This is a genomic window from Hafnia paralvei ATCC 29927 (assembly GCF_001655005.1).
Taxonomy (GTDB): Bacteria; Pseudomonadota; Gammaproteobacteria; order Enterobacterales; family Enterobacteriaceae; genus Hafnia; species Hafnia paralvei.
Window position 1 is genome coordinate 15,864 of sequence record NZ_LXET01000068.1, and the last position, 22,722, is coordinate 38,585.

Annotated in this window: 19 protein-coding genes; 1 reads left to right on the forward strand and 18 read right to left on the reverse strand. The window is 51.3% G+C overall.

Annotated features, from left to right (window positions below):
* Nucleotides 1–133: 133 nt before the first annotated feature.
* From finO to M988_RS21630, 14 genes are all read right to left on the reverse strand, one after another.
* Nucleotides 134–739: a fertility inhibition protein FinO gene (finO, locus tag M988_RS21565; protein ID WP_064575784.1), complete on the reverse strand. Its 606-nt coding sequence runs from the start codon at nt 737–739 to the stop codon at nt 134–136.
* A 90-nt stretch (nt 740–829) separates the two neighbouring features.
* A complete protein-coding gene (gene traX, locus M988_RS21570) occupies nt 830–1,576 on the reverse strand; it encodes a type-F conjugative transfer system pilin acetylase TraX (RefSeq protein WP_064575787.1) in 747 nt (248 codons plus the stop codon).
* A gap of 84 nt (nt 1,577–1,660) precedes the next feature.
* The gene (gene traI / locus M988_RS21575) at nt 1,661–6,931 is read right to left on the reverse strand and encodes a conjugative transfer relaxase/helicase TraI (RefSeq protein WP_064575788.1); all 5,271 of its coding nucleotides are present in this window, start codon (nt 6,929–6,931) and stop codon (nt 1,661–1,663) included.
* Nucleotides 6,931–9,159: a type IV conjugative transfer system coupling protein TraD gene (traD, locus tag M988_RS21580; protein ID WP_064575791.1), complete on the reverse strand. Its 2,229-nt coding sequence runs from the start codon at nt 9,157–9,159 to the stop codon at nt 6,931–6,933. The genes traI and traD overlap by 1 nt, the downstream gene beginning before the upstream one ends.
* Before the next feature lie 142 nt (nt 9,160–9,301).
* Nucleotides 9,302–9,847: a hypothetical protein gene (locus M988_RS21585; protein ID WP_064575793.1), complete on the reverse strand. Its 546-nt coding sequence runs from the start codon at nt 9,845–9,847 to the stop codon at nt 9,302–9,304.
* Nucleotides 9,844–12,696 carry a conjugal transfer mating-pair stabilization protein TraG gene (gene traG / locus M988_RS21590; RefSeq protein WP_064575802.1) on the reverse strand — a complete coding sequence of 951 codons (2,853 nt, stop codon included), beginning with the start codon at nt 12,694–12,696 and terminating at the stop codon, nt 9,844–9,846. The genes M988_RS21585 and traG overlap by 4 nt, the downstream gene beginning before the upstream one ends.
* A complete protein-coding gene (gene traH / locus M988_RS21595) occupies nt 12,696–14,066 on the reverse strand; it encodes a conjugal transfer pilus assembly protein TraH (RefSeq protein ID WP_064575813.1) in 1,371 nt (456 codons plus the stop codon). Before traH ends, traG begins: the two co-directional genes overlap by 1 nt.
* Before the next feature lie 29 nt (nt 14,067–14,095).
* Nucleotides 14,096–14,686: a DUF2726 domain-containing protein gene (locus M988_RS21600; RefSeq protein WP_064575908.1), complete on the reverse strand. Its 591-nt coding sequence runs from the start codon at nt 14,684–14,686 to the stop codon at nt 14,096–14,098.
* Between the two features lie 11 nt (nt 14,687–14,697).
* A complete protein-coding gene (trbB, locus tag M988_RS21605) occupies nt 14,698–15,267 on the reverse strand; it encodes a type-F conjugative transfer system pilin assembly thiol-disulfide isomerase TrbB (RefSeq protein ID WP_082919494.1) in 570 nt (189 codons plus the stop codon).
* Nucleotides 15,245–15,481, reverse strand: a complete 237-nt coding sequence (gene traQ / locus M988_RS21610; RefSeq protein WP_064575821.1) for a type-F conjugative transfer system pilin chaperone TraQ — start codon at nt 15,479–15,481, stop codon at nt 15,245–15,247. The genes trbB and traQ overlap by 23 nt, the downstream gene beginning before the upstream one ends.
* Nucleotides 15,482–15,493: 12 nt before the next feature.
* Nucleotides 15,494–16,219, reverse strand: a complete 726-nt coding sequence (gene traF, locus M988_RS21615; RefSeq protein ID WP_064575910.1) for a type-F conjugative transfer system pilin assembly protein TraF — start codon at nt 16,217–16,219, stop codon at nt 15,494–15,496.
* A gap of 144 nt (nt 16,220–16,363) precedes the next feature.
* The gene (gene traN / locus M988_RS21620) at nt 16,364–18,214 is read right to left on the reverse strand and encodes a type-F conjugative transfer system mating-pair stabilization protein TraN (protein ID WP_082919495.1); all 1,851 of its coding nucleotides are present in this window, start codon (nt 18,212–18,214) and stop codon (nt 16,364–16,366) included.
* Nucleotides 18,207–18,875 (reverse strand): type-F conjugative transfer system pilin assembly protein TrbC, encoded by a 669-nt coding sequence (gene trbC, locus M988_RS21625; RefSeq protein WP_248846532.1) that lies wholly within the window; start codon nt 18,873–18,875, stop codon nt 18,207–18,209. The genes traN and trbC overlap by 8 nt, the downstream gene beginning before the upstream one ends.
* A 38-nt stretch (nt 18,876–18,913) precedes the next feature.
* Nucleotides 18,914–19,510, reverse strand: a complete 597-nt coding sequence (locus tag M988_RS21630; protein ID WP_064575822.1) for a hypothetical protein — start codon at nt 19,508–19,510, stop codon at nt 18,914–18,916.
* 59 nt (nt 19,511–19,569) lie between these two features.
* Here M988_RS21630 and M988_RS21635 point away from each other — a divergent pair, with 59 nt between their 5' ends.
* Nucleotides 19,570–20,262: a hypothetical protein gene (locus M988_RS21635; RefSeq protein ID WP_082919496.1), complete on the forward strand. Its 693-nt coding sequence runs from the start codon at nt 19,570–19,572 to the stop codon at nt 20,260–20,262.
* Between the two features lie 6 nt (nt 20,263–20,268).
* On the opposite strand, the gene M988_RS21640 is transcribed toward M988_RS21635, so the two are convergent.
* Genes M988_RS21640 through traW form a run of 4 tightly spaced genes read right to left on the reverse strand, consistent with a single transcriptional unit; the run spans nt 20,269 to nt 22,722 of the window.
* Entirely contained in the window at nt 20,269–20,808 is a 540-nt protein-coding gene (locus M988_RS21640; protein ID WP_064575823.1) for a hypothetical protein, read from the reverse strand.
* A 47-nt stretch (nt 20,809–20,855) separates the two neighbouring features.
* Nucleotides 20,856–21,047, reverse strand: a complete 192-nt coding sequence (locus M988_RS21645; RefSeq protein WP_064575828.1) for a hypothetical protein — start codon at nt 21,045–21,047, stop codon at nt 20,856–20,858.
* 53 nt (nt 21,048–21,100) lie between these two features.
* On the reverse strand, nt 21,101–22,093 hold the full coding sequence (traU, locus tag M988_RS21650; RefSeq protein WP_064575833.1) for a conjugal transfer pilus assembly protein TraU: 993 nt from the start codon (nt 22,091–22,093) through the stop codon (nt 21,101–21,103).
* Nucleotides 22,090–22,722 carry a type-F conjugative transfer system protein TraW gene (gene traW, locus M988_RS21655; RefSeq protein WP_064575836.1) on the reverse strand — a complete coding sequence of 211 codons (633 nt, stop codon included), beginning with the start codon at nt 22,720–22,722 and terminating at the stop codon, nt 22,090–22,092. The genes traU and traW overlap by 4 nt, the downstream gene beginning before the upstream one ends.

Genomic DNA, 22,722 nt, shown 5'->3' on the forward strand with positions numbered 1-22,722 from the left:
ATAGGGGAGATTTTATTAAATTTTAGTTTCTTTTAATTTTATTAAAAGATATCTAGTGGATATTTATATTCAATGCGTTTATTGATTGACTACTGGGTGGGAGTCATATATCCAGCCTCCCTACCCAGCCTATTTACTGAAACCGTTTTAGGCGCTCTACAGCATACTGCTGTTCATTCTCTTCGACCGTAGCCACCGCATGCCCCTGAATGTCATAGCGTGGCGCACCGACAACGGTTTGACTGAGGTACACTTTCGAACGCGTAATGCTTTTCAAACAACGTTTGATCTGTTTATTCGATATCGGGTAAGCATTAAGCTGCTTATCCGCCACCAACTTCTCAAAAGTCCCTACCGCCATCAACCTTGGGACATCGCCATCAAATAGCCCCGGCCAATACGTTTTCATCTCTGTGATAGCCTCATACAAGGGGATAAGTTTCACGCCCTTGGGCACTTTCACTTGACGTGGCACCGCTTCCTTTTTGGCCTTTTCGACGCTTTTGGGAGGAGACGCAGGCGGCGTTTCAATCTTAGGGGGCACTTTTGCAGCCAATGCCTGCTTTTTCACTTTCCACGCCGGCGGTGTTGTGACAGTGACCACCTTCTTACGGCCCACCACGCGCGGTACCTGTAGTGTCGATGCGGTGTTAGTGTCATTTACGCTATCGGCTCCGCCCTTCGTTGTCTCAGGTGACTTACGTTTTAGCGTTAAGGTTTTCCGTTTTTCATCACTCATTGTTTGGATATTCCCTCATTGAATTAATAGCGGGGCTGCCATGCACCACACCGTAAGCAGTAGGCTAACCTGCCAACATTGTGCGCATTTTCATACAATGACGCCAGCAAGCACACTTAAGAGCACCAGATGCCCCACGTAAAACAGCACAAAAAAATCGCGAGGCCAGAATCGCGGTACGCCTGCACTGATAAGGCGTGCTAGGGCAAGCACCACGGCTGAAAGCACAAGACCTGCCATTGCTGCCACAGGTGAAACCTCGATATTGAGCATTAGCACCATGCTGCACCATAAGATAAAGCACGCCGCCCGCTCAGCGGAGGATGTCGCCGCAAATAGATACCGCGCGCTGGCCAACATCATTATTCCCGCCACCCCGTAGCTGGTTTGGGCAAAGGGAAGCCAGAGAGCAACCAGCAATAACCCGAGCGATACCGATAGACGGGATTTCATTTCACACCAGCGGATAGCCTGACCGGCGACTGCGAAAGCAAACAAGATATTGCCCTGCCACCACGGGAACCCAGCAAGCGCATACCCCAACTGTGCAAACAGCGCCCACACCCATAGATGGTTGAGGGATGCCTGTCGAAGGGTAGGGTGCCGCATCAGGTTATACGCCCATACCACGCCAAACAACGGGAAAGCGCCGCGCCCCAGCCACATCATCCACAGATGATCCAGCGCAAAAATACGGTTCACATGGTCGATAACCATCAACAGCATGGCCACGGTCTTAATGACGTCGAGTTGCCCCGATGTCCATGACAGACGAGGCTGCAACCATTGTCCCATCTGAATCAAACTATCATTGCTATATGCATGTTCTGCTTTCATATTTTTATTCCGTTTATCGTAGCCCCGGAGGATTTTACGATGTTTCATCGTGGAAGACGCCGGGGCCGACAAGCCGCAGGCGCGTCAGTCGCCACCCAACGTTTTCTCTCGCTGCAGGTCGCGCACCACCTCATTGTCTAACTGCTGCAGGCGTTCACGCTGTTGGTTTTCCGCCACCACTTTATTCACCGCCTCCGTTTGCACGTGCGCGTCAGGCAGCTCTGGCAGCGGTGACTTATCGTCGCGTGTTCCCGCTAATCCTTTGATGACATCGCCAACCAACGCTTTGACCTTCTCATCAGGCAAGGTCACTTCCTTCTCAGGCTTGTCTGCCCCCAACATCTCTTGGGCGATTTTTTCTGCCTGTTTCTCCAACGCCTCACGCGCGATTTCTTCCGCACGGCGACTGTCGCCCACATCAGCCGGTGTGATATCCACTGCCGTATCCGTTGCTGTCCCCGCTGTCACCTCAGCCACCTTATCGACCCACAGCTTGCCACCGGTCATCGCAGCAGGGTTCCACGGACGACCGTCGCCGGACAGTCTCACGACCACGCCGCTTTCAGGGTGACGGGCGGCCAACGTCACCCCCTCGCGCATCGTGGTGGCCAGCTGATTCTCGCCGTTGCGACTGGCTTGGAGGGCGACAAACTGCGCCTCCTCGCTGCCAAAGACACGCCCTTCGGTGCTCAGGGCATTGACGTCCAGAGACTCTCCCTGTGTCATTGGCGCAAGCCAGACGCCGGCAGACTTGCCGTTTTGATCAAAGGCGGGCAGGGCCACATGAGGCTGCGGATATTTACGGCCTGGTGCGATAAAGCGCGCCAGTGATTGCCCCTCCTGCAACCCCGATTGCTTGAGGAGTGCTCGCCCCACTGCCACCTCGGGCAACGGGGTAGCCTGACGCATCAACCGTTCGGCGTTGTTGACTGTGCGCTCATCGCGCGGTGCCAGCACATCGTGCGCGGTACTGCGAGATTGGGTTTTGCCCATCGCACTCACCCATCCCTCACGGTTATCGGTGTACACCTGTACATGTTGTTTAGAGCGTGACAGAGCAACGTACACCGACTCAAAGCTCACCATCTGCTTGCGGCCACCGTCGGTCCCCTCGAGGGCAATGGCAAAGGACTCACTGGCCCCCTGCGCACCGTGTGCGGTGACTGCATAGGCTAAATCAATATGGCTCTGCGCTTCATCACGATAGGGTTTCACCGTGCGCTGCTGTTGACCGTCTGTTAGCGTGACACTGTCACCCGCTATATCCGAGACCGTCCACACGCTGTTGGCAATGTAGCCCCGCTCATTGTCACTTTTCGAAAAGCGCATTTTGTCGCCCACCCCGACCGTTATCATGTCTTGCTTGTACAGCGTTACCCCTTCACTGGCGGCTTCGCGGGGCGAGAGTAGACGCGTATTGCCCGCATTGTCGCGCAATGTAATCAACTCAGCCTGCTTATCAATATCGGCTATCTGATGGTAGGTATTGTCCATGAGCACACGGTCACCACGGTGTTCTTCCCACGTACTCAGTCGTCGGAGTTCACCGTCGCGTACGTTCGCCGTCACCAAAATCGGAATAAAAACCTTATCACCGAGTTCGCCGGCGTTTTCACGGGCGTTATGTATCATCGCGTTCACCGCGCGGCGGTCGTCGTTCAAGTGCGTCACAATCAGCGTTTGTGCGCGTGCGTCAGGCGTGCGCCCCATGTAATCTGCGACGATGCTCTCGTAAAGAGTCGCAGGCTTACCCTCATCAACACGCACGGCGTCACCGGCCTCTTGGGTAGCTTCTCGAATCGCATCCTCCTGCTTACGCGTAAACTCCATGACCGAACTGTCAGGAACCCACGCGCCGGGTTGGCGCGGCACCTGAACCGGTGCCACACTCTCCACCGTGGCCAATGCGCCGCTGATATCACGCTCAATCATGCGATACACCGCAGGCCGGAGCGCAGGGGTTTGGCGCACGATTTCTTGCATAATGGCCACGTCGGCGGCGCTGCGCCTTTGCTGCAGCTTAAAGGGTTGACCCGGTGCAATCGGCTGCAGCTGGTCACTGTCGCCGCTAAAGACCGCCCGTCCACCGCCTGCCGCTATCAACGCGTAGGTTTTGGCCATGTCGGTATTGCCCAGCATCGAGCTTTCATCCACCACAAACACCGTATTGCGATAATCGGGTGTTTCCCCTTGGCGTTGTTGCTGTGCGGTGTCATAGAGAAAAGAGGCCAGCGTTTGGGCATCAAGCCCCGCGCTACGCATCTCGCCTACTGCGCGATGGGTAGGCCCTAGACCAATGACCCGAGGGCGACGTTCTTCAGGCAAGGTATTGATGGCCTGCATCACCGCCCGGAACTGGGTGGTTTTCCCCACGCCGGCATAGCCCTGTACCGCCACAAAACGGTCGGGCGTTTCGAGTATCATGCGCGTCGCCGCCTGCTGGCCCGTTGTCAGCCCAGCTAAGATGCTCTCGGGGACGTCACTCATCAGCGGCGTGACCGCCTCTTTCCCTTCGGCAATATGGCGAATAATACTTTTTTCTGCCTCAAAGGACGCCCGCGAGACCAGCAAATCATTGCCATGCCCCTGAGCAACATCGACGGCAATCAACGCCCCTGATTTGACCTGCTCTCGAACTTCTTGCTCAATGTCTCGCGGTGTGAGCTTACCGTCACCAAACTCCTGCGCTGCTGCCAGCAGGGAAACGCGCGAAAACGCCAGCTTTTGGTTTTCAAGCGTGGGTACCGCCAAATGGATCGCCTGCTGTACCGGCGTATTGAGCGCCGTTTTCTGGTGCTGTAGCGCCTCATCGAGAACCGACTCACCCGCCACGGTTTTTATCTGCTGCGTCACGACCTTAAACGCCGGATGACGTGCGAGTTTTTCGGCTGTTTTTTCCGGGCTTTGCGCCGAGTACATCTGTATCTGTGCGCCGCTGCGCGACAGCTGATTTAAGGTCATCTTATCGAGGTCGCGGTTGCTCGCGGCCACAAAGACCGTCGCATCATCACTGACCGAGCGCCCTAGACCTTCAACCCACGCATGCCCCACCTTTATCGCAGAGAACGGCGAATCGCCCACCGGCAAAGGCTGACTAGCACCTTTTCCGTTGCGCACCACGGCCATCTTGCCCTTAGCATGACTCACCACGTTGAGTTCATCACCGGCGCGCAGTTTATGCTCCGGCATTTTCCCCAGCACGTTCAGCTTTTCCCCCACGGCAACCGGCAGCTGCTCTGAGCGATACAACGACCACTGGCTATTTAACGCCGACAGTTTTAACTGTTGGCTTTCCCCAGCCTCATTACGCAGCGTCAGCGAGTGTGTTTTTCCTGTAACGCGCTCAATCACAAAGCGCTCATGGGTTTTGGTTTCACCGTCCCACTTCTCCATCACCATGCCCTCGCGGTAATGGTCGCGTACGGTACGGCTCTTGCTGTCGACCCATACCGGCACCAAAGTCGGCACGGTGATGTCCTGCTGTGACAACACACCCTGAGTCTTCAGCTCGGCCCGCACGGTATCCGTCAACATATCTTGCTCGCGCACGCCCGACGTTTGCACCACGCCCTTTCCGCCCACCTGAAGGTGCGCCACGTAGTCGTGGGCCAGCTGGGCATAACGCTGGTTTTTATCCGCTTCTCCCACAACCACCGCGTCTATCTGTTTTCCGCCCTGATAGCGGTAGTCGTTCACGCCAGCATCACGCAGAACGTTGAGCGCACTTCCGGTCCCGCTGCGCTGCTGGGAGTCCATCACGAGCAGCTGCACATTGTTACGCACGGCGCCATCAAGCAACGACACCGCTTCTTTGAGCGTCAGCTTTTCGCCCTGCTCGACAATCAGGGTACTGTTCGGCACAAACGCCGTGCCATCCAGCATACTGCGCTTAGGTAACACGGCCTCTTTGGCCAACTGTTCATCCTGCTGCAAATAGGTCCGCGCTTTGGTATCACCCGCTAAGATTTGCACCTCACGCCCCTGTTCATGCGCCAGATTCACCAGCTCCGCCACGCGGTTGCGTTGCACCAACGCACCGCCAGCGCCTGACAAAATGGCCATCGGCGGGTTGTCCTGCGCCAGTACGCTGACCGCATCGCTGTAGGGTGCAGGTCTGTCTATTTTGCCATTCGGACTCACTTGGACATGACCTTGGCGCATCACTTCCTTGCTCAAAGCATTGATTGATAGCTCATCGAGCACATGGACATCAGAGGTAAAGATCCCCTTTTCTTTGTCCAGCGGGATAAGCTGTTGGCGAGCAATCGCGTCATCAATTCCGCCACGGGCTTGCTGAATCACCCCATCGAGCGCAGGCAACTGGCCGACCGTCTTGGCCAGTACATCGGCATAGGTAAACTGGGTTTTGCGCTCGCTAAGGAGTGAAATGGCCTGCGTCACCGCCAGCCCGACATCGGCAGGCTCCTGCGCCAGTGGCGCTGGCGTCAAACCGTCTTGAACACGCGTATCCGCAAGCTGGCGGTACGCCTCCATATCAAAGCCGGTCGTTTTCAGCGTGGTGAGCCACTCGGCCATCTTCTGTGCCGGCTCAAGAACCTCTTTCGACTTGCGGGTATCGAGGGCAGCGACATCGCGCGAACGTCGTGAAGCATCTGCGCCCACGGTTTCTACAATGGTGTTTCGCCGCGAAGAGAAAGGAGCCACGGGCACATCCCGCATCTCCCATAAACCATGCTTACCGACGACATCCACTTCATAGCCCATCGCTTCAACTTCTCGTCGCAGCGACTGATTGTAAATTTTCCCAAGGGCGATTTGATTGGCCAACACGTTCTCTGAGAAACCGGTTTTACCCACCGTATCGCTGCTCAGGGCCTGCCACTTATCCTCATTACGCGTGGCATTAAGCACCACGCTGTGGGTGTGTAGCTGCGGATCTTGGTCACGCGAAGTGTCGTGATTAAAACGAGCCATCACCAGATTACCGGTGAGCACGGTTTCAGAGACTCCGTCACGCATCGTACGGGTCGAGGCCAATGCTTCTACCTGCTTGAGCGCGACATCAACGGCGCGGTTATGGGCTTCAATCAGGCGCTTATCACCACCCAGCATCGCCATCACCGAGACACTTTTGGGCGCTGAGAAGGTTAGATCATAGCCTGGGCGGTGCTTGTTACTGCCGTCTTGAAGCCGTGACAAATCCGCACCATCAGGCAATAATCCTTTGAGCGCACGGGTAAAAGTGTCTTTATCAATGGCACCCTCCAAACCTAACAGCTTTGCACCCTCACCATGCCAACGGTCATCCATACTGCCCAATACGTAATAGTTGTCTTTGTCGGTGTAGTAGCCTGCTGCTCCCCCTGCCGACTTCACCTGGCTAAAGCTCATCATTAGAAGGTGTCTCCCACTTCAACGTCATCGTGAGACGACTGACCGTGATTGATATTGACCTCTTCACGGCGTTGCATCGTGCGCTGGCCGTTAGCCTCATGCTCAGCCTGCCAACGCTCGTAAGCATCCGGATCAACCAGTTCGCCTTGGCTATCAATACCCGGTGGCAGCGCCTCTTCACGCTCCTCGAGCTCTTGCTCTACGCCGCCGACAGGTGCAACCACCGCCGCTGCGGTGGCGCTGGTCGCCGTTGTCGATGCGGCAGCGGCTGGGGCTGCGGCTTTGGGTGACACCTTGGGTGCTGGCTTCGCTGCATTTTCTACGCTACGAGGCGCAACAGGCGGTGTCGTTTGAGTCGGCGTCTCAGCGACGGGCTTATTTTCCGTCGCTGCAGGCTCGGCTGTCGCTGTATCAGGGGTAAAGAGTTCGGCAATCCCGCGCCCTTCTTCCTCTCGGGCGGCCAGTACGGCACTCAGGTGCGTCTCGGCGTCGGTATCGATAGTGCGGGCGATAAATTCTGGCGCGACTTTGGGACGCGTCTGGTACTTCAGCGGCAGTTTCACGGCAGGATACGGTCCCGGCAGCGTGATATAGCAGGTTAAATCGGGCAGGGTTTGAATGTCGCTGTAGCTCACCAGCGTCACACGCTCCATGTCTTTGCCGACCGAGGTGCCATCACGTACAGGGTCTACACCGTAAGAATACTGCTCAGAAGCCTTGAGCTGTTCTTTTTCACCAATTTCACCGGCGGCAAAATCCGCAATCTGCTTACTGGGTGAGCGGAAGAAGGCGCGGGTATTGAGCACATCGAACAGCGTGGCAGCGCCTTTGGCGCCATAGATATCCTCAAGCTGAGCGTAGGACTGGAAGCCCAACACGTAGCAACCACCAAACTTTCGCGCTTCGGGCAGAATCTCCACTAAGTCCGGCAGCTTGTGCAGGGTCGGTAGCTCATCGGCAAAAATCCATACACGGCGCTGACGGTTTTCTCCCATCGCCAGCAGGCCACGAATGGCTAACGACAACCACATCGATATCACCGGTTTAAGGGACGCGTGAGTATCGGCGTTCGATGAGATAAACAACCAACCGTTGTTGCCATCCTCCCGTACACCGCGCATCCAGTCACGGATGGTGAAGGGTTCGCCGTTGCGCTCAATGCCCTGCAGATAGCGGATGGCTTTGACATAGTTGGTGAGCACCGCACGGATAGAAATCGCCGTTTTCTCAATTTTTTCGTCCACCAAGTTCGCGGCAGGCGTGGACTTTAAATAGGCGCGCAGCTTATCGATTTTGATGGATAAGAGCGTATCAACCAGCTTGGCATAGCTGCGGTCATCATCCTTACGCATCCGGAAGCCTGCCTCAGCAAAGATGGTGCGGCCAGAACCTTGCCAAAAGGGGTCTTCGCTCGAGCCCATTGGGATAAGCGTGTTAGCGACGTTATCAAAATCAGGCTGGGTCACGCATTCACGCCACAAATCCCAGTTAGCGCAGCGCGCATCGAGCGGGTTAAGTATTTTATCTTTGGCAGGGTCGTAGTAGCTTTTCACAAATTCACAGGAGCGGTCATAGACAATCACCATATCGCCACGCTTACGCGCATGATTCATTAGGCGGCGAATAAACTCAGATTTACCAGAGCCGACCGTGCCATGAAGACAGAAATTTTGGATTTCACTGTTTTTAATGAGAGGTAATTTTTCAATTTTAATATCAGAGGCATTACCGTCTCTTTTGAGCATCGCCGCCACTTCATTTGGATTATCGGTAAGTTTGCGACCGCCGGTAATTTCATCTTCGCTTTGTTTCTTCCCTTGGTGACCTAATATCCATGAGGCAACAAAGAACGTCACCGTACACACAATACCCCCGACCACGGCGGCAATCACAAAGCTGGTCCAGAGTTGTTCACCGCACCACAGCGTATATTTGTCATTGAGTATTTGCTGGGCGTTATAGGGGAATTTTTTACCGTAATACTCAATCTGATACACCGGCTGCGAGCGCATCAGTTCACGCATCGGCCCCAGCGTCCGGCACCACCAATAAATAATGCCGTTAATAAAGGTTTGCCATGACAGACGGAACATTAAGGTCAGCGTCGTTATGGCCAAAAATAGAAGAAATAAACAATAGAATATAATATTGGCAATTTGCCCAAACATACGAAAACGCATCGCGGCGATTTGACCGCCCTGCGTCATATCTTTTGCATTAAAGCTCATCTGAATTCTCCTGAGCACAGGAAATTAAACACCCATAACAATCAGGTATTTTTTCTTTATAAGACAGAGATAACACTCTCAGCTAGCAAGGAGGCTAACTGAGAGCGTGAAGATAAAAGGTAAGGAGTAAAACGAGAGAGAGTTATTTCGTCGGCAACACGCTATCGCTTTTACAGGCATTAATAACCGAACTCAACATTGACAATTGATATCGACCGATATCTATAGAAAACACAAAGACTAATACCACCGTAAAAAACATGCCTATGATTGCATAAAAGAATAACCCAACTCCCAGAAATAAAAGTAAATAAGGCATCGCTCCCATTACAACGATATAAACTAAGGCATACTTTTTTATTTTCTTACTGGAAAAGGCATACAGTTGCGATTGCTGTCGAAAGTAAGACGGAACAGAAAGGTAGGTTCCCCGAGCACTGGCCGTACCCAGAGTAATCATCAGCCCTATAAAACAACAAAAAGCTAAAGGTACTAAAATATCAAACCCCTTAAAATCCCTCACAAAGAGGCTGGAGTTAAAACTTAATAATAAGCATAACAGCAGCCACAGCGCGACAACCAGTCCGGGCCATAAACAGGTCCACATGGAGGGAACTTCAAGATCACCCTGTTTGAGGATTTGTTTAAGCTCTTCCGTTTCTTGCCGTATAACTTTATTCGTTATCATTTATCCTTCCCCTTATTATACTTTTCTTCTAGAACACTCGCTTTCTCCATGATGTCATCTTTTATTTTGGCACCGAATAGTGAGTTTTGATTATCTATTGCATTATTATACTGTCTATTTTGTGTGCTTTGTTCTGTTTTATGATGATTATCCAGATCGGTATACTGCCCTTTCACCTCATGGGACTGTTGTTCAATATTATGTTGGGTAGTGGTTTGTTTGGCTTGATTTTCATTAATCATCCCCTGCACCGAATTCCCCACATCGTCTTTAATACCCGCCTGCTGCGTACGCGCCTCAATATGTCCGTTGTTACGTGCATAGTCGGCTTGCACGCTCTCGTTTGAACCGCCTTGTGGAATAGCGGCCATATCACCGCCAATACTTCCTTTGCCGGTAGTGTAATCCGCGTCCACCTTCGGCGTGACCTGCGCACGCACAAATTCACGCGCCAGTCCCTCACGTTTCGCGGCCACATCCGGTGAACCCGCATCGGTCAGCAGGTTATCGGCCTCCTGCGGCGCACGTTCACGCACAAAGTTGGCAAACTGCTGGGTCAGATTTTGGCTCATCTGCCCACTCATTGACTCGGTGCGTGAGGCCATTTCGGCATACTCATGGCTGCGGGTGTTGGCATTGGTATACTGGTCGTAGCTGTTTTTCGCCGTACTGAGTGAGGCGGCAAGCTGATCGGTGCGTGAAGACGCATTATTGTCGGTTAGGCTTCCCGACTGGCTGGTACGATGACTGGTCAGATAATCACTGCTTTCTTTAAAGTCTTTTGCGGCCTGCGCGCTGGTATCGTGGCGGCTGTCATTGGTTTGACGATGCCCCTCAGTCACGCTATCTGATGAACCGTTACCTTTTGAACCACCAATGCTAACCTTTCCTCCCCCGTGAGCGCTAATGCCAGTGGCCCATGAACCCAATTTGGTCGCGAGCATATCCCCAGAGTCGTATTTTACTCCGCCATAAAGCTCACCAGAGACAGTCCCACGAGACGTCTTATCCATCAGATTCTGGAACGACTCTTCATTGCTGATATTGTTGGCTTTGGCGTTGCTGGTCACCGCATTCCACATTTTGCTGCGCATCATCGACTCTTGCGAGTTCTGCGCATTGTCAGCCCCGCTCACCATCGAGGCGCTGTTACCCCGATTACTGGCAAACTGGCTCAGTGAGTTCCAAGCACTGGTGACGCTGCTGTTGTAGCCGTGCATCGCCGTTTGTGCCTGCGACTCCGATTCTCGGGCCATTTGCTGTTGGGCGCTGGCCACCGAACGGGTGATCATGATGTCCACCGGCGTTTTCGACGTGCTGCCGCTCGAATCCACCACATGGCCACCATCGCGCGTCTGTGTGGAACTGGCTCCGTTAGCCAACTGCTGCGTCATCTGGCCAAACGACGTTGAACTGTTGGTATTCCAGCTGTAGCCGTTCACGTTATGGGTTTGCATATTGGCATAGGAATAATTGCCGTCCACCGCACTAGAGGACGCCGCCGATGTTGAACTGAGCGACGCTGAACCGAGCGAGGAACTGATGCTGGAGAACACCTGGCCTAACCCCATCACCATCTTCCATGACAAGAAGGGGATCATCATCGAGATATAGCCCGCTGTGGTCGCAATATCGGAATACTTCACCTGCACCCGTGAGAGTTCGGATAACACCACCGGAACGCCGTTTTGCTTGGCGTAATAGGTCATGGCGTTATTGAGCACCGCATACAGCAGTGGCCAGGTTTGCAGCCACATAAAAGTGAACACATACCCTTTCACCACCGGCATCGTCACCGCGTTGAACATCCCAGCCAACACCATTATCGGGAACAACCCAATCAAAATACCCATCAACACCGTCTGCATAATCGGCAGTGACCTCAAGGCCACTTGCCCCACCGAGGCGTGGGCAAGACGCTGTTTTTCAAGCGAGGAGGTCGTGGCGATATTGAGCAGGCTTGAGGTATCCCCATTACGTGAGGCGTAGCTCATCACGCCCCCACGCAGCGCATTCAAGGTCACATTCTGGCGGATAATTTGGCTAGCACTTTGCCCTGAGTTATAGAAATATCCGTAGCTATCGCCCACCAGTTGGCTGAGCAATACGTCAGAATTGGGTTTCCCTCCAAACAGTTGGCGTGCGTAGTAATGCCATGTTTTTCCCCCGGTCGTGGTATCGAGCGCCAGCTTGTTTTTGAGCTCCACCGACGCTTCGGCGCAGGTTTTGAAGTTATTCAGTTGGTCGAATACGCCGCGAAGCGGACTGGGCTTTGAGAAAATCAACGTGTAGGGGTCAGCTGAATTCATCAGGTCTTCAAAGCTGTATTTCCGATTGAGGAAAATATCCCCCATCACGCAGTTCTGTACATAGTCAGAAAAGAGCGTCGTAATTTCCGGATTTTGCGAGAGGAAATCGGTGCTTTGCGCGACCAGATTTGCACCAAATAACATCCCCGTCTTACTGTAGGTGACGCTATCCGGCTGTGAAAACACCATCTCATAGCTTTGTACCAACGCATTCCCGATACGTGTGGTCAGCGACGCCGGTAGCGCCAGCCCCACAGGGACATTATCGACCTGATAGACTTTGGTCACATCGCTGTTATCAATGATTTGCACGGGGGAACGGATAACAACCAGCATGGAGACAAAGACCAGCACGAAGCTCCATCCCAACAAATCCATGACATTGTGCTTTCGTATCCAGTTGAATGACACAATCAGGACTGAAAATAGGATGGCCATACGCTCAATGGTTTTCCATGTATCGGTGCCCATAAATGCGGCGATAGCATTGAAGGTGCCGCGTAGCCACTCGCCGCCGGCGATGGTATATATCTCAAGCATCACTGCACCCCGCTAAAATGATAGTTGTTTTGATAGCGTGTCATCATGCGTGCCGACACCTGCTGGCGCATGTAGCTCATCTGGCGGTCGACAACCAGCAATGCATCCTGCTGCACCTGAACACGCGCCTGAAACGCCGCGATTTGCTGGGTGGCTTGATTAAGGTTTTCCATCACCACGTTCATCGAGGCTTCGGGATAGTTACCAACAGAGAGCGTGGCGCGCGCCTGCTGAATCAGCTCCTGAATGTATTGGAGCAGGATGTCGTAGCCGATATAGTCCGTCAGCTGATAAACCAGACTGTTGGAGATACCCAACATCTGGGGGTCTACCAGATATTTGAAGACCGGAATGGAGGTACTGGAGATAAATCCTTTTTCCTGCTCGGTCATGGCCGTATCCGTTATTGCCTTGTTCTGGATACTGGTGAGCAGAGTAGAGATTTGAGCCTTTAGCGCCTTATCTTTGCTAATGGTCACGTTGGTGTTTGAGACCACCTTCAGACACTTATCCGCATCATTACAGTGATAGATTTGTGCGGTGCCGCCGTCCATCATCGCCTTCACCAAGTCACGGTCGGTCGTTCTGGCCGGGAGCGGCGTAATCTCCCCGTTAGCCCCAAATACCAGTGAGCCGGTCAGGGTCATGATGAATTCTTTGAGCTCTTTGTTGCCATCAAATAGGCGGTTTTTAGACAAGGCATTCCACATCAGATTGATGTTTTTCATCACCCGCTCTTTATCTTTAGCCCCTGCCTTATCCTGCACACTGTCGAGTTTGCCCCCGACCGTACAACCCTGACGCGACGCGGCCCAGTCGGAGAAAATATTGCTCTCACCTGATATATCCTGACAGACCTTCTGCTGCGAGACCTGAGTTCGCGGAAAGAGCCCGCCCACAATACCCTGCGCGGCCTGACAAGAGCTGAGATTGGTACTGTTGATGTCGGTTGCCAGCTTCTGCAGAAAGTCTTTGGCCTGTTTGATTTCCGGTACCGTGGTTTGCAGCGCCAAATCAAAGAAATAGCCTGCTGCATTAGACATGATTTGTTTCGCAAAGCGCTGCAGCTGTTCGCCGTTGATAAAGCTGAAGGCCCCCAAGTAGGCATCGATACCCCCACACCCCGCGTTGATGTCGGGCAACGTCATGGAGACCAGCTGGATTTGCTTAACCTGCGTGCGCGCATAGATAGAGCCGCCCGACGCATAGCCCGCCGCCTGTCCCTGCCACACCTGCGGCTGACTGGTATTGGAGGCAAATCCCAGCTTGTTAAAGAAGTTATTCATATCGCTGTTAACGTCAGCTGACGCGGTACTCGACAGTCCGATGAGAACGCCGAGTAACAATGAAAGTGGTTTAACGATTTTCATGACTCCCCCACGTTTTCTGTATTTTATCTTCATACTTCGGCCCTTATTGATGAATGCGGAGGGTTATGTTCCTTATGCAGCGCGGATAAAAACGCACGTATCATCCTTTGAAGTTCCTGACTGTCACGACTTCTCAGCAGCGGGATACCTGCCTGACGCAATACCTCTTCCAGCAAAATATCGCGGCGTTGCCGGCGCATCTTTAGGTGTGAAGCATCATCCAGTTCCACCGCTGCGACTACCTTGAATGACTGTCTATCCACAATCACCACATCGCAATGCCACTGCGCTGCCATATGAAATAGCTTCCACCACGTTCGGCCACGACTTCGCACACGGGGTGATATTTCAACGATGTCGGCTACCCTGACCTGTGGGCACAAGTACCATCGCCTCATATCCACCATCCGGAATAGCCCCCGTATAAAGTGAATTTCACGGTCAGTCATCAGTTGTTCTTGGCGAACCCAAAACGCCCCGCGAGCCATGAGATGCTCAACGTCTCCCAATTTAACGCCTGCGGCGGTTAGCTTGCGGATGAGCGGGGGCGGTGGACGTCTCGCCTTCAAAACACAGGAAAAGAGGATCACGAGGACAATCAGCGAGAAAACGAACAACATTAGGCTCACGCTCACTTTGCCTCCTGAATCACATTGCCAACTTTTGTCGATGCATCTTGGAGTACCGTATCCAGACGGTTCAAAAATCCCCGCTCATCGCTGGCGCCCTGCATAATCGGCCACGCATCCAACGTGTTCACATTGACTAAAAACGTGGTGGGGGTCGCAATGGGCATGGGGGCTGGGAAAAAGGTTTGCATCACCTCAGCCGGCGCGGGCAACGCATCGGGATAAGCCTGATCCCCCTGCCCGTCAATCGTGTAAGGAAACACAGACAGCCCGATATTCGCCCCCAACTGCTTGAGCAATGGATCAAACTGGTGGCAATACGGACAGTGGCCTTGCATAAACAACACCACTTTCCATTGAGACAGATCTACCCGCTGGCCTGTACTTAATGTGAACCACCGGGCAGCAGGCACGGTCTTTGGCGGTGTGCTTAACACAGGACCGGGTGCCGCTAATGCCGCAATACCCTGTGGGTTATACAGCGCAGCCACTTCATCTCGTACCGAGGCGTGCGCCGTGCCCAGCCCCATCATCAGTACATACGCGAGCTTAATCATGCGATTGGGTTTCATCTTTTGAACACTCCTCTTTGTCTATTTCAACCAGCAGCCTATTTAGGATTTTGTATCCGCCGACTATCACCATCACCACACCCACCACTTCACCCAGCTGTATCGCCATGTCAGGCTGCTTACGCACAAGTCGGGCAAAGATATGAAACCAGACACCCACCGCCACAACCCACATGCCGGTGACATCAAATTCCGGTAAGCGAAATTTACGCATGCTGCGCTCCTGTCAAAAATTCGGTTTAAAATCGGTGGAAACATTCAAGAATTGCTTCGCCAAATCGTCCTGACTGATAAACCCGTAGGACAAGGGCTTCACGCTGCCGCGTTTAGGGTCAACCAGCATCATGGCGGGGAAATATTTGATGCCCATCTGCTCCGCCTGCCCTTGGTTATAACGACTGTCGGCCAATAGCGGGCTAATCACGCCGTCGACGGTGACGGGAATAACGCTCAGTTTGTAGGTATCGCGGAAGTTTTTAATCACCTGTGCCAGTTGGCCATCGATAGGCTCTTTCCCCCGATAAAAGAACATCACGCCGTAATGCTGACTGAGCGTTTCAATCGCTTTACGTTGCTCGGCGTAATCGGCAGACAGTTGATTTTTAACGGTGCCGTTGTAATGGCTGTATTGCAGGTTGTAATCGAGTTCTGGATGTTCAAGCATGGCTTTTTTCGCACTCATCGAAAATAAACCTGCCTGCTGCGTCCAATAATTTTGCATTTGAAAATACTTCACAAAATTCGGCACGCTCGGATACATAATGGCTTCGGCCCTTGCGCGTTTTGTTTGCTCCTGCAGCGTGGCCAATTTCTCCATAATATCCATCGGCGGTGAGGGCGCGGGGGATATCGTTTTTTCTTCTGGGGGTAATTCTTTAATCGGGTCGTTATACCACTGCCATCCTGCGTCATTGGCAAATACCACGCAGGAAGAAAGCAGCATAACCATCATGAATAAGGGTGCACGAATAGGCATGGCGATATTCCACTCAATAAAATTAGAAAGACTGACGCACTGCGTTTGTCCAATTGCCGTAGGATGAATAATGAATGATTCATCCCACGCCAATTCGAGTTTGAAATAATGACGGTTTGATTACGGTTTGAGCTGGTTGTTTATTTGCTCTTTCACTTTATTGAGCAACGCATCATTGGTGGGGACTTTTTGGTTATTCATTAAATCATCGAAGAAATTACTGAAGTCCAACTTATCAAAATTAATGCGCTGCAATTCTTCCACGGTAATACCCCGACAGTCAGGGCTTTTGGCTTTGCCAAATCCAATCCCTAATTGCCACGCTCGGCCTTGTTGCTGGACAATTTGCGCCAGTTTGGAATCAAACTGACAATAGCTGCGCTTCTTCTCCAAACAAATACCCAGCACTTTTTTCGAACAGAACTCACCAATACTGACCGTGAGCTTCTTCTCTTTGGCTTTGCCTAAAGCTTTTTCCTCGCTGCTGCAGCTGGCCAACCCAATATCGTTACCCCAACCTGAGTCTTTGCAGCAGTTGCTAAACCCGACCGCGAACTTCTTGCAGTACTTGGCCTTGCCGGTGAATGCTCTGACATCGATTCCATTGAGTGCTGCGACATCTTTACCCGCAGCAGCGACGGCAGCTAATTGCGACACGGCATGGGCAAAGTCATTATTTTTCCCGTTTTGGGCTTTGTCACATTCCCCGTCGAGGCAAAAGACATCCCCGCCGCAGATCATCACTTTCCCCGAGGTTTTGGTTTCACAGGAATAGGTCGCATTTTCATGCAGGCACGTCCCTTCTTCAGACTTAAAAGCACACTGTCGCGTAGCGAGCGTACAGGCGGGATTTTCCATATAAGCCTTACAGGTTCCTGCATCGGCAGACTGCGTCATATAGGTATCTTTATAGGCCCAACACTGCTGGTATATCGTGTAAGGCTTACCTTCTACATAGATGGTTTTATTTCCACCGGCTTCGATACATTCTGTTTTTTGGATTGCGCCTTCTGCTTTACTGAAGGGGCAATTTTCTACCCATTTTATGCTTGGGTTCCATTTACGTGTTTGGACTCGAAGCGTGACTTTTAAGACGAGCTTCGCCTTTCCCCCTGTTAAATACCCATAGATATAGTTATCGACGGTACCCACACACCCACCATTCCCCGAGCAACTTGTTCCCTGAACAACCTGTCCTTTGCTAACTTTTACCCCTACGGCATTCAAGGGATAATCACCGTTTCGGTTAATATTAAAGCTGGTATTCAGAACATTGACTTTAGAGTTCATAAAGGACAAACCCGACTGTATCCATACGCCTAATTTAGCCTGCACAATACTGCCGGTATCAGGCAGTGAAAAACGAAATACAATCTGCTTGCCGTTGCGCGAATAGGTGGGGGATATCTCATAGTATTTATTCTCCCAATCCTCCGTCCAATCCCCCACTATCGTTGCTGTTCGCGTGCAATACTGCTCAACTTTTAAATCTCGTTCACAGGTATAATTGGTATATTCAGTACGATTAACTTCCTGTGCCTGACATTGGCCATCGGTGTTCCCAACGATTTTGTCGGCATTCGCCTCGGTGTCTTTACCGGCGGTAATAAACGGGGCGTCTGGCGAAATCGGCTCTTTCGGGTTATTTAATACCGAGTCATTGACCGCGTTACCGACCTCGCTATTTGCCCAATTATTGACACCATCACTGGTCAGCCCCTTATCGCCGCCAGCCGAAACACCGCCGTAATATTTCGACTCGTTAGGATTGGCACTGTAGTTGGGCAATTCACTCTCAGGCTTAAAGTTTTTCAGGGTACTTTCGCCTTGGCCTTTGATTTGCTTAGCGAAGTCCGAACCGGCTTTGTAGTCACTGTTGGCATCGGCGAAGGCGTATTTTGCAAAGGCTAAAAAGACAGCCAGCAAAACGAGATGAAAGATAGCCCAGTGAAAGAGGATTCTTTTAGCCATGCTGGCCTCCTCGGTCTAACAGCTGCTGCGCCACATCGCTGCAATCACCTTGGCTGACCATCTTCTGTAGGGCCTGCTCCAGCTTCAGATTGCCTCTGATGACATCAAAACCTTTGTCACAACGCACAACCAGCGCCGGTACACTGTTGATGCCGTATTGGCTGTAGAGCGTGGGGTCTATTTGAACGCCCTCCGTTGCACCGTTTTGTACCAGCTGTGACACAGCGTCTACGGTTTGCTTCATGTCGTTATTGACCAATCCGCGCAGCGTCGCCGGTATTGCGTAGCGTCGGGTTTCAGCCAACATACGCTGTAGCCCCTCTTCGGGAATGGAGAACGAGACAAAGTAAATGGCACCCGTATTAGGCTTATTCTGGCCAGCCTGCTGTTGTTGCTGGGCCAGTTTATGAATAAAGCTGCGGTCTTGGGCATTCAGCGAGTTATTTTGCATCTGTTGCTTCAGCCAGTTTTCCATCTCCGGCTGTGGTTTCTTTCTCAGCTGTTCGCTGATGTTTTCCTGCTGCTTAAGCCATTCTCTGTCCGTTGTTATTTGCTGCTGCAGGCGAGTATTTATTTGGCGCGTATTTAACTGGCTGTCAGCATTGGGTGATGCGAATACCGGCAAACATAGCCCCATCATAATTATTGCGATTAATTTCATTGTAACCTCACGACCGATAAATAATGATGCACTGGCCTCTATAAATGGACCAGCCCAGCACGTAAACTCAACAAGGTGAAAATGACTAATCCTGAGAAGGAAAAAAACAACCCCTTTCCTTCCATAAATAAAGAAGTTGAAAAAAACACAAAATAGCCTACGCCATACACAATAATTGGAGAGTAATGAAAGAATATAAATACTTGGGCAATACATAGAATTATCGCTATCCCCGCACAAAGAAAAAGCGCACTTTCTTTCCAGTCAGGCCAAATATTATCATTCAGAGTAATGATACAGCCCTCATATTTGTATTGCGTGACAAGTTTTAAAAATCGATGGATATCTTTAAGACTCTCTATTAAGGGCTGTATTTCTTCTGCCAGTACGGAATCGGCCCCCTCTTCACGTACGATTCTAAATTTCTCGTTCCGCAGCAGGCCAATAAAAGCGTCTATCTGCCCGGGTGTGGGGTAGTGTTGATGGCTTAACATCCATCGCACATCAGCCAGTTCACACTGCACCACTTCGCTCTCGCAAAGATGAGCCAACGGTTTAGAACTGAGGGTATTGAAAATACTATTGAGTGTATCCTTCACATAGAAGAAATCATTTACTGTCGTATCGTCCTGCATGTAACATCTCCTTCCAAGGTATTCATCAATGGCTGAGGCTCGTTCAGGGAGCGTGCGAAATGGCTATCATTATGTTTTTATTATTATTTCTTGTAATAAGACTGCTTAGATTTCGCTTTAGAGACAACCGAAAATCATTAATTTTACTTCGGAGTCCATTCTTCGCCGGATTTATTTTATTTTTACTTTCATCAATCTCATGGTTTACAGCACAGAATATCCCTGAACTATTTTGTAGAGATATCGGTTTTGTTTTTATAAATTTAGTCATGCCAATTCCAGTTATCTGGTTTGCATCACTTATTATCTCGTCCTCCAAGCTAAAAACCCCCATCAATGGCCTATTCATAACACCGTGGATTTCAGACCTAAAAGTAGATATAAGCCCGAGGTATATTCATTCATTCCCATCAAAAGTAAATATCAATTATATTGCAGAAAAACTAACTGAAGATATTAAACTTCTTTCAGATTACCCGCCCTACATGACTATTACGTTGCAATCTCACCTATTAACGACCAAGCTACGAGAGGAAATTAAAAAAAGTCTATTAAATAAAAAAATACCTTTTATTATGGAAGAGAGAGAAACGCCGCTATGCGATATTATGGTTCTTAACCTGAGATATGGAGGAAAAACATGCTATAGACTATTCTCATGCAAGAAACATCCAAATGGTTTTAAAGTGCACAAAAATGGAAGCACGCTTACTATTCTCATTAACAGACGACCAGATTATCTATCATCTTGATTCTTTTCACGTATTCCAGAATATATACAAAGGAAAATAACTGTATACAGACCAGAAAAGCCAGACCGGATCTTTAGCCCATAGCGCCAATCCACTCATCCCTAACAAATAGCCGCCCATAAGAATGGAACAAACCAGCAATGGACATCCTAGCCACAACGCCAACGAAAATAACAAATAAGGCACGAATAATACGGACAGCATAACGGGTGACCGTGAAGCGGCCCACTGTCGATATATCCAACGTTCGTTAAGCGTGTTGTAAATACGGTCGAGTCGCTCAACGCCTTGCTCAAGGGCGCTCATGGCAGCGGATTGTCGCCCGTAGTTCTTGGCTTCACGCATCCGAACCGACCACAGAAGCGCGCTGAGATGTCGAATATCAGCAGGCGTGGGGCTGTATCTCCCCTTAGCCAGTCTCACTGAAACCTCATCAAACTTTTCGGATAGGCTTTTGACTGCCGCTTGTTGGCTTAAAGGTGCCGTTTTCAGTGCTAAACGGATCTGATCAATGATTACCACAAGAGATGATAAAGACTTACCCATCGTTTTAACTCCCCCTTAATGAAACACCCATAGAGATTTTCTCAGTGCTATTCGCCACCTCGACGTTCAAGACTGGCAGCCAAATCCTGCCAGTCACTCATTTCATGAGTGTTTGATATTATTTTCTTTGAGCAGTGAATATCTCGTACGGTTTTACCTTTATTCTTGCTATTCAATTGAGGTATTTCTCCCGTATCTAAATCAACGTTAATATCGACCTTTCTCTTAATATCATTCATCTTCAATATCTCCTTTATTTAGTCAGCTATTTCATCTCATTAATATCTTCGGGTTACAAGAACACGCAGTTACGTTTACGCCACATCAGATAGCCAAAGTTCTTACGACTATTGGGCGCGTTATGTCCCGCTTCCCATCGCATAACGCTGCGCCCCATCGGGTGGCAACGCGAACTGTCGGGATACATATTGACCATCTGATAGCGCCAGCGCTCTTTGGGGATAATGGGTGACGGATACTCGTAGCAGACGGCATTATCCTTGCCGATGGTCTCCATGATTTGGCCTTGACGATGGAGCTTATAGGCCATGCGTTCGCTAAGTAATACCGAGGACTGCAGGGGACTAAACTCGTTACTCACCCACCCATTAAAGGGATACATCGATCCCTGTGAACCGGCACACCAGAAGAGCGCATCGATAGGCAGATGAAAGCCACTGGCGACCGCATCAGCGGCGCAGGCGGCCTGCGCTATCGGATTGGCAAACACCACCGCTTCCGGGTTTAAAATCGTGGTCAGACTGCTGTCGACCCAGGTGGGATCAATCTCGGACAGATAGGCAATATCCATGTCCCCGCCCTCTAAGCATCCCAATGAAGTAATGATGTTCAGCCAGTATGTCAGCGGGTATTTGTACCAGTGGACATGATAGAACGCGCCCGCCGCCTCTTTATCACTCTGCCCTGCCGTGCCAGTACCGGTCTTACCGAGGTTTATACTAAAGCCACCCAAATTGACCATACAGCCCGGCGAGCGGGTCACATCGGTGAGCGCCATCGGCTCCCAATACCCGATAGCCATGCCAATACGCTTAAAAATCGGCGGCGGCGCAGGACACAATTGGATAGGCATGCCGGGGTTACTCGTATCCGGCTGGTCGCCCCCGCTCACCTGCATGCTGCCAATCGACAACGGGAAAATGCACTTCCAGCAGATATCGGTGATCGGATTAACAAAGCGGCCCTGACACGACGGGTCAGCCAAGACCGGCGCACTCGGGATCAAACAAAACATCAGCAGCGTTATCAGCAAAGGGCGTTTCATGGCGTCCTCTCCACCGGCAGGGTTTCGATATGCAGCCGTTCACCGCTGGGCGCCGGCGTGATACGCGTCGGTACCTGTCTAATCCCGAAGCGTTCGCACAGCACGCCGTTTTGGTCGAAATAAATCCGGCTATCGAGCGCGGCAGACGTTTTGGGGATATCCCCCTTCACCAGGATAATTTTGACCTGCAGCGTGTCGGGCTTTTGACGTTTCATCCACGCAATCTGCTCGGGATCATCGCCGTTGATGAAATACAAGGTCTGCATAAAAGGAACAAACTTCAGGGGATTCATCACCTCGCCCTTGCGCGCAAACACCCGCCCTTTGTCGTCTTTCAGGTCTTGGGCCACCTGTACGCTGGGGTCAAAATACCGCGAGGTATATTGCTGTACACGGGTGATACCGGCCACTGGTGCGGGGCGTTGGCTGTTCGCAATAACGCGGGATTTAAATCCGGCCATCTGCTTATCCCACTCACCGGAGCGCTGCAGCTGTTCAAGACGCGACGTAATTAAACTCAGCATATCTTTCTCCGCCACAGGATACAGGTCGCCCCATGTGCCTAAATCCGCCGCCATAGCCACCTGTGTCAAAAAGCACAGTCCCAATCCTCCCCAGCGTATTTTCAT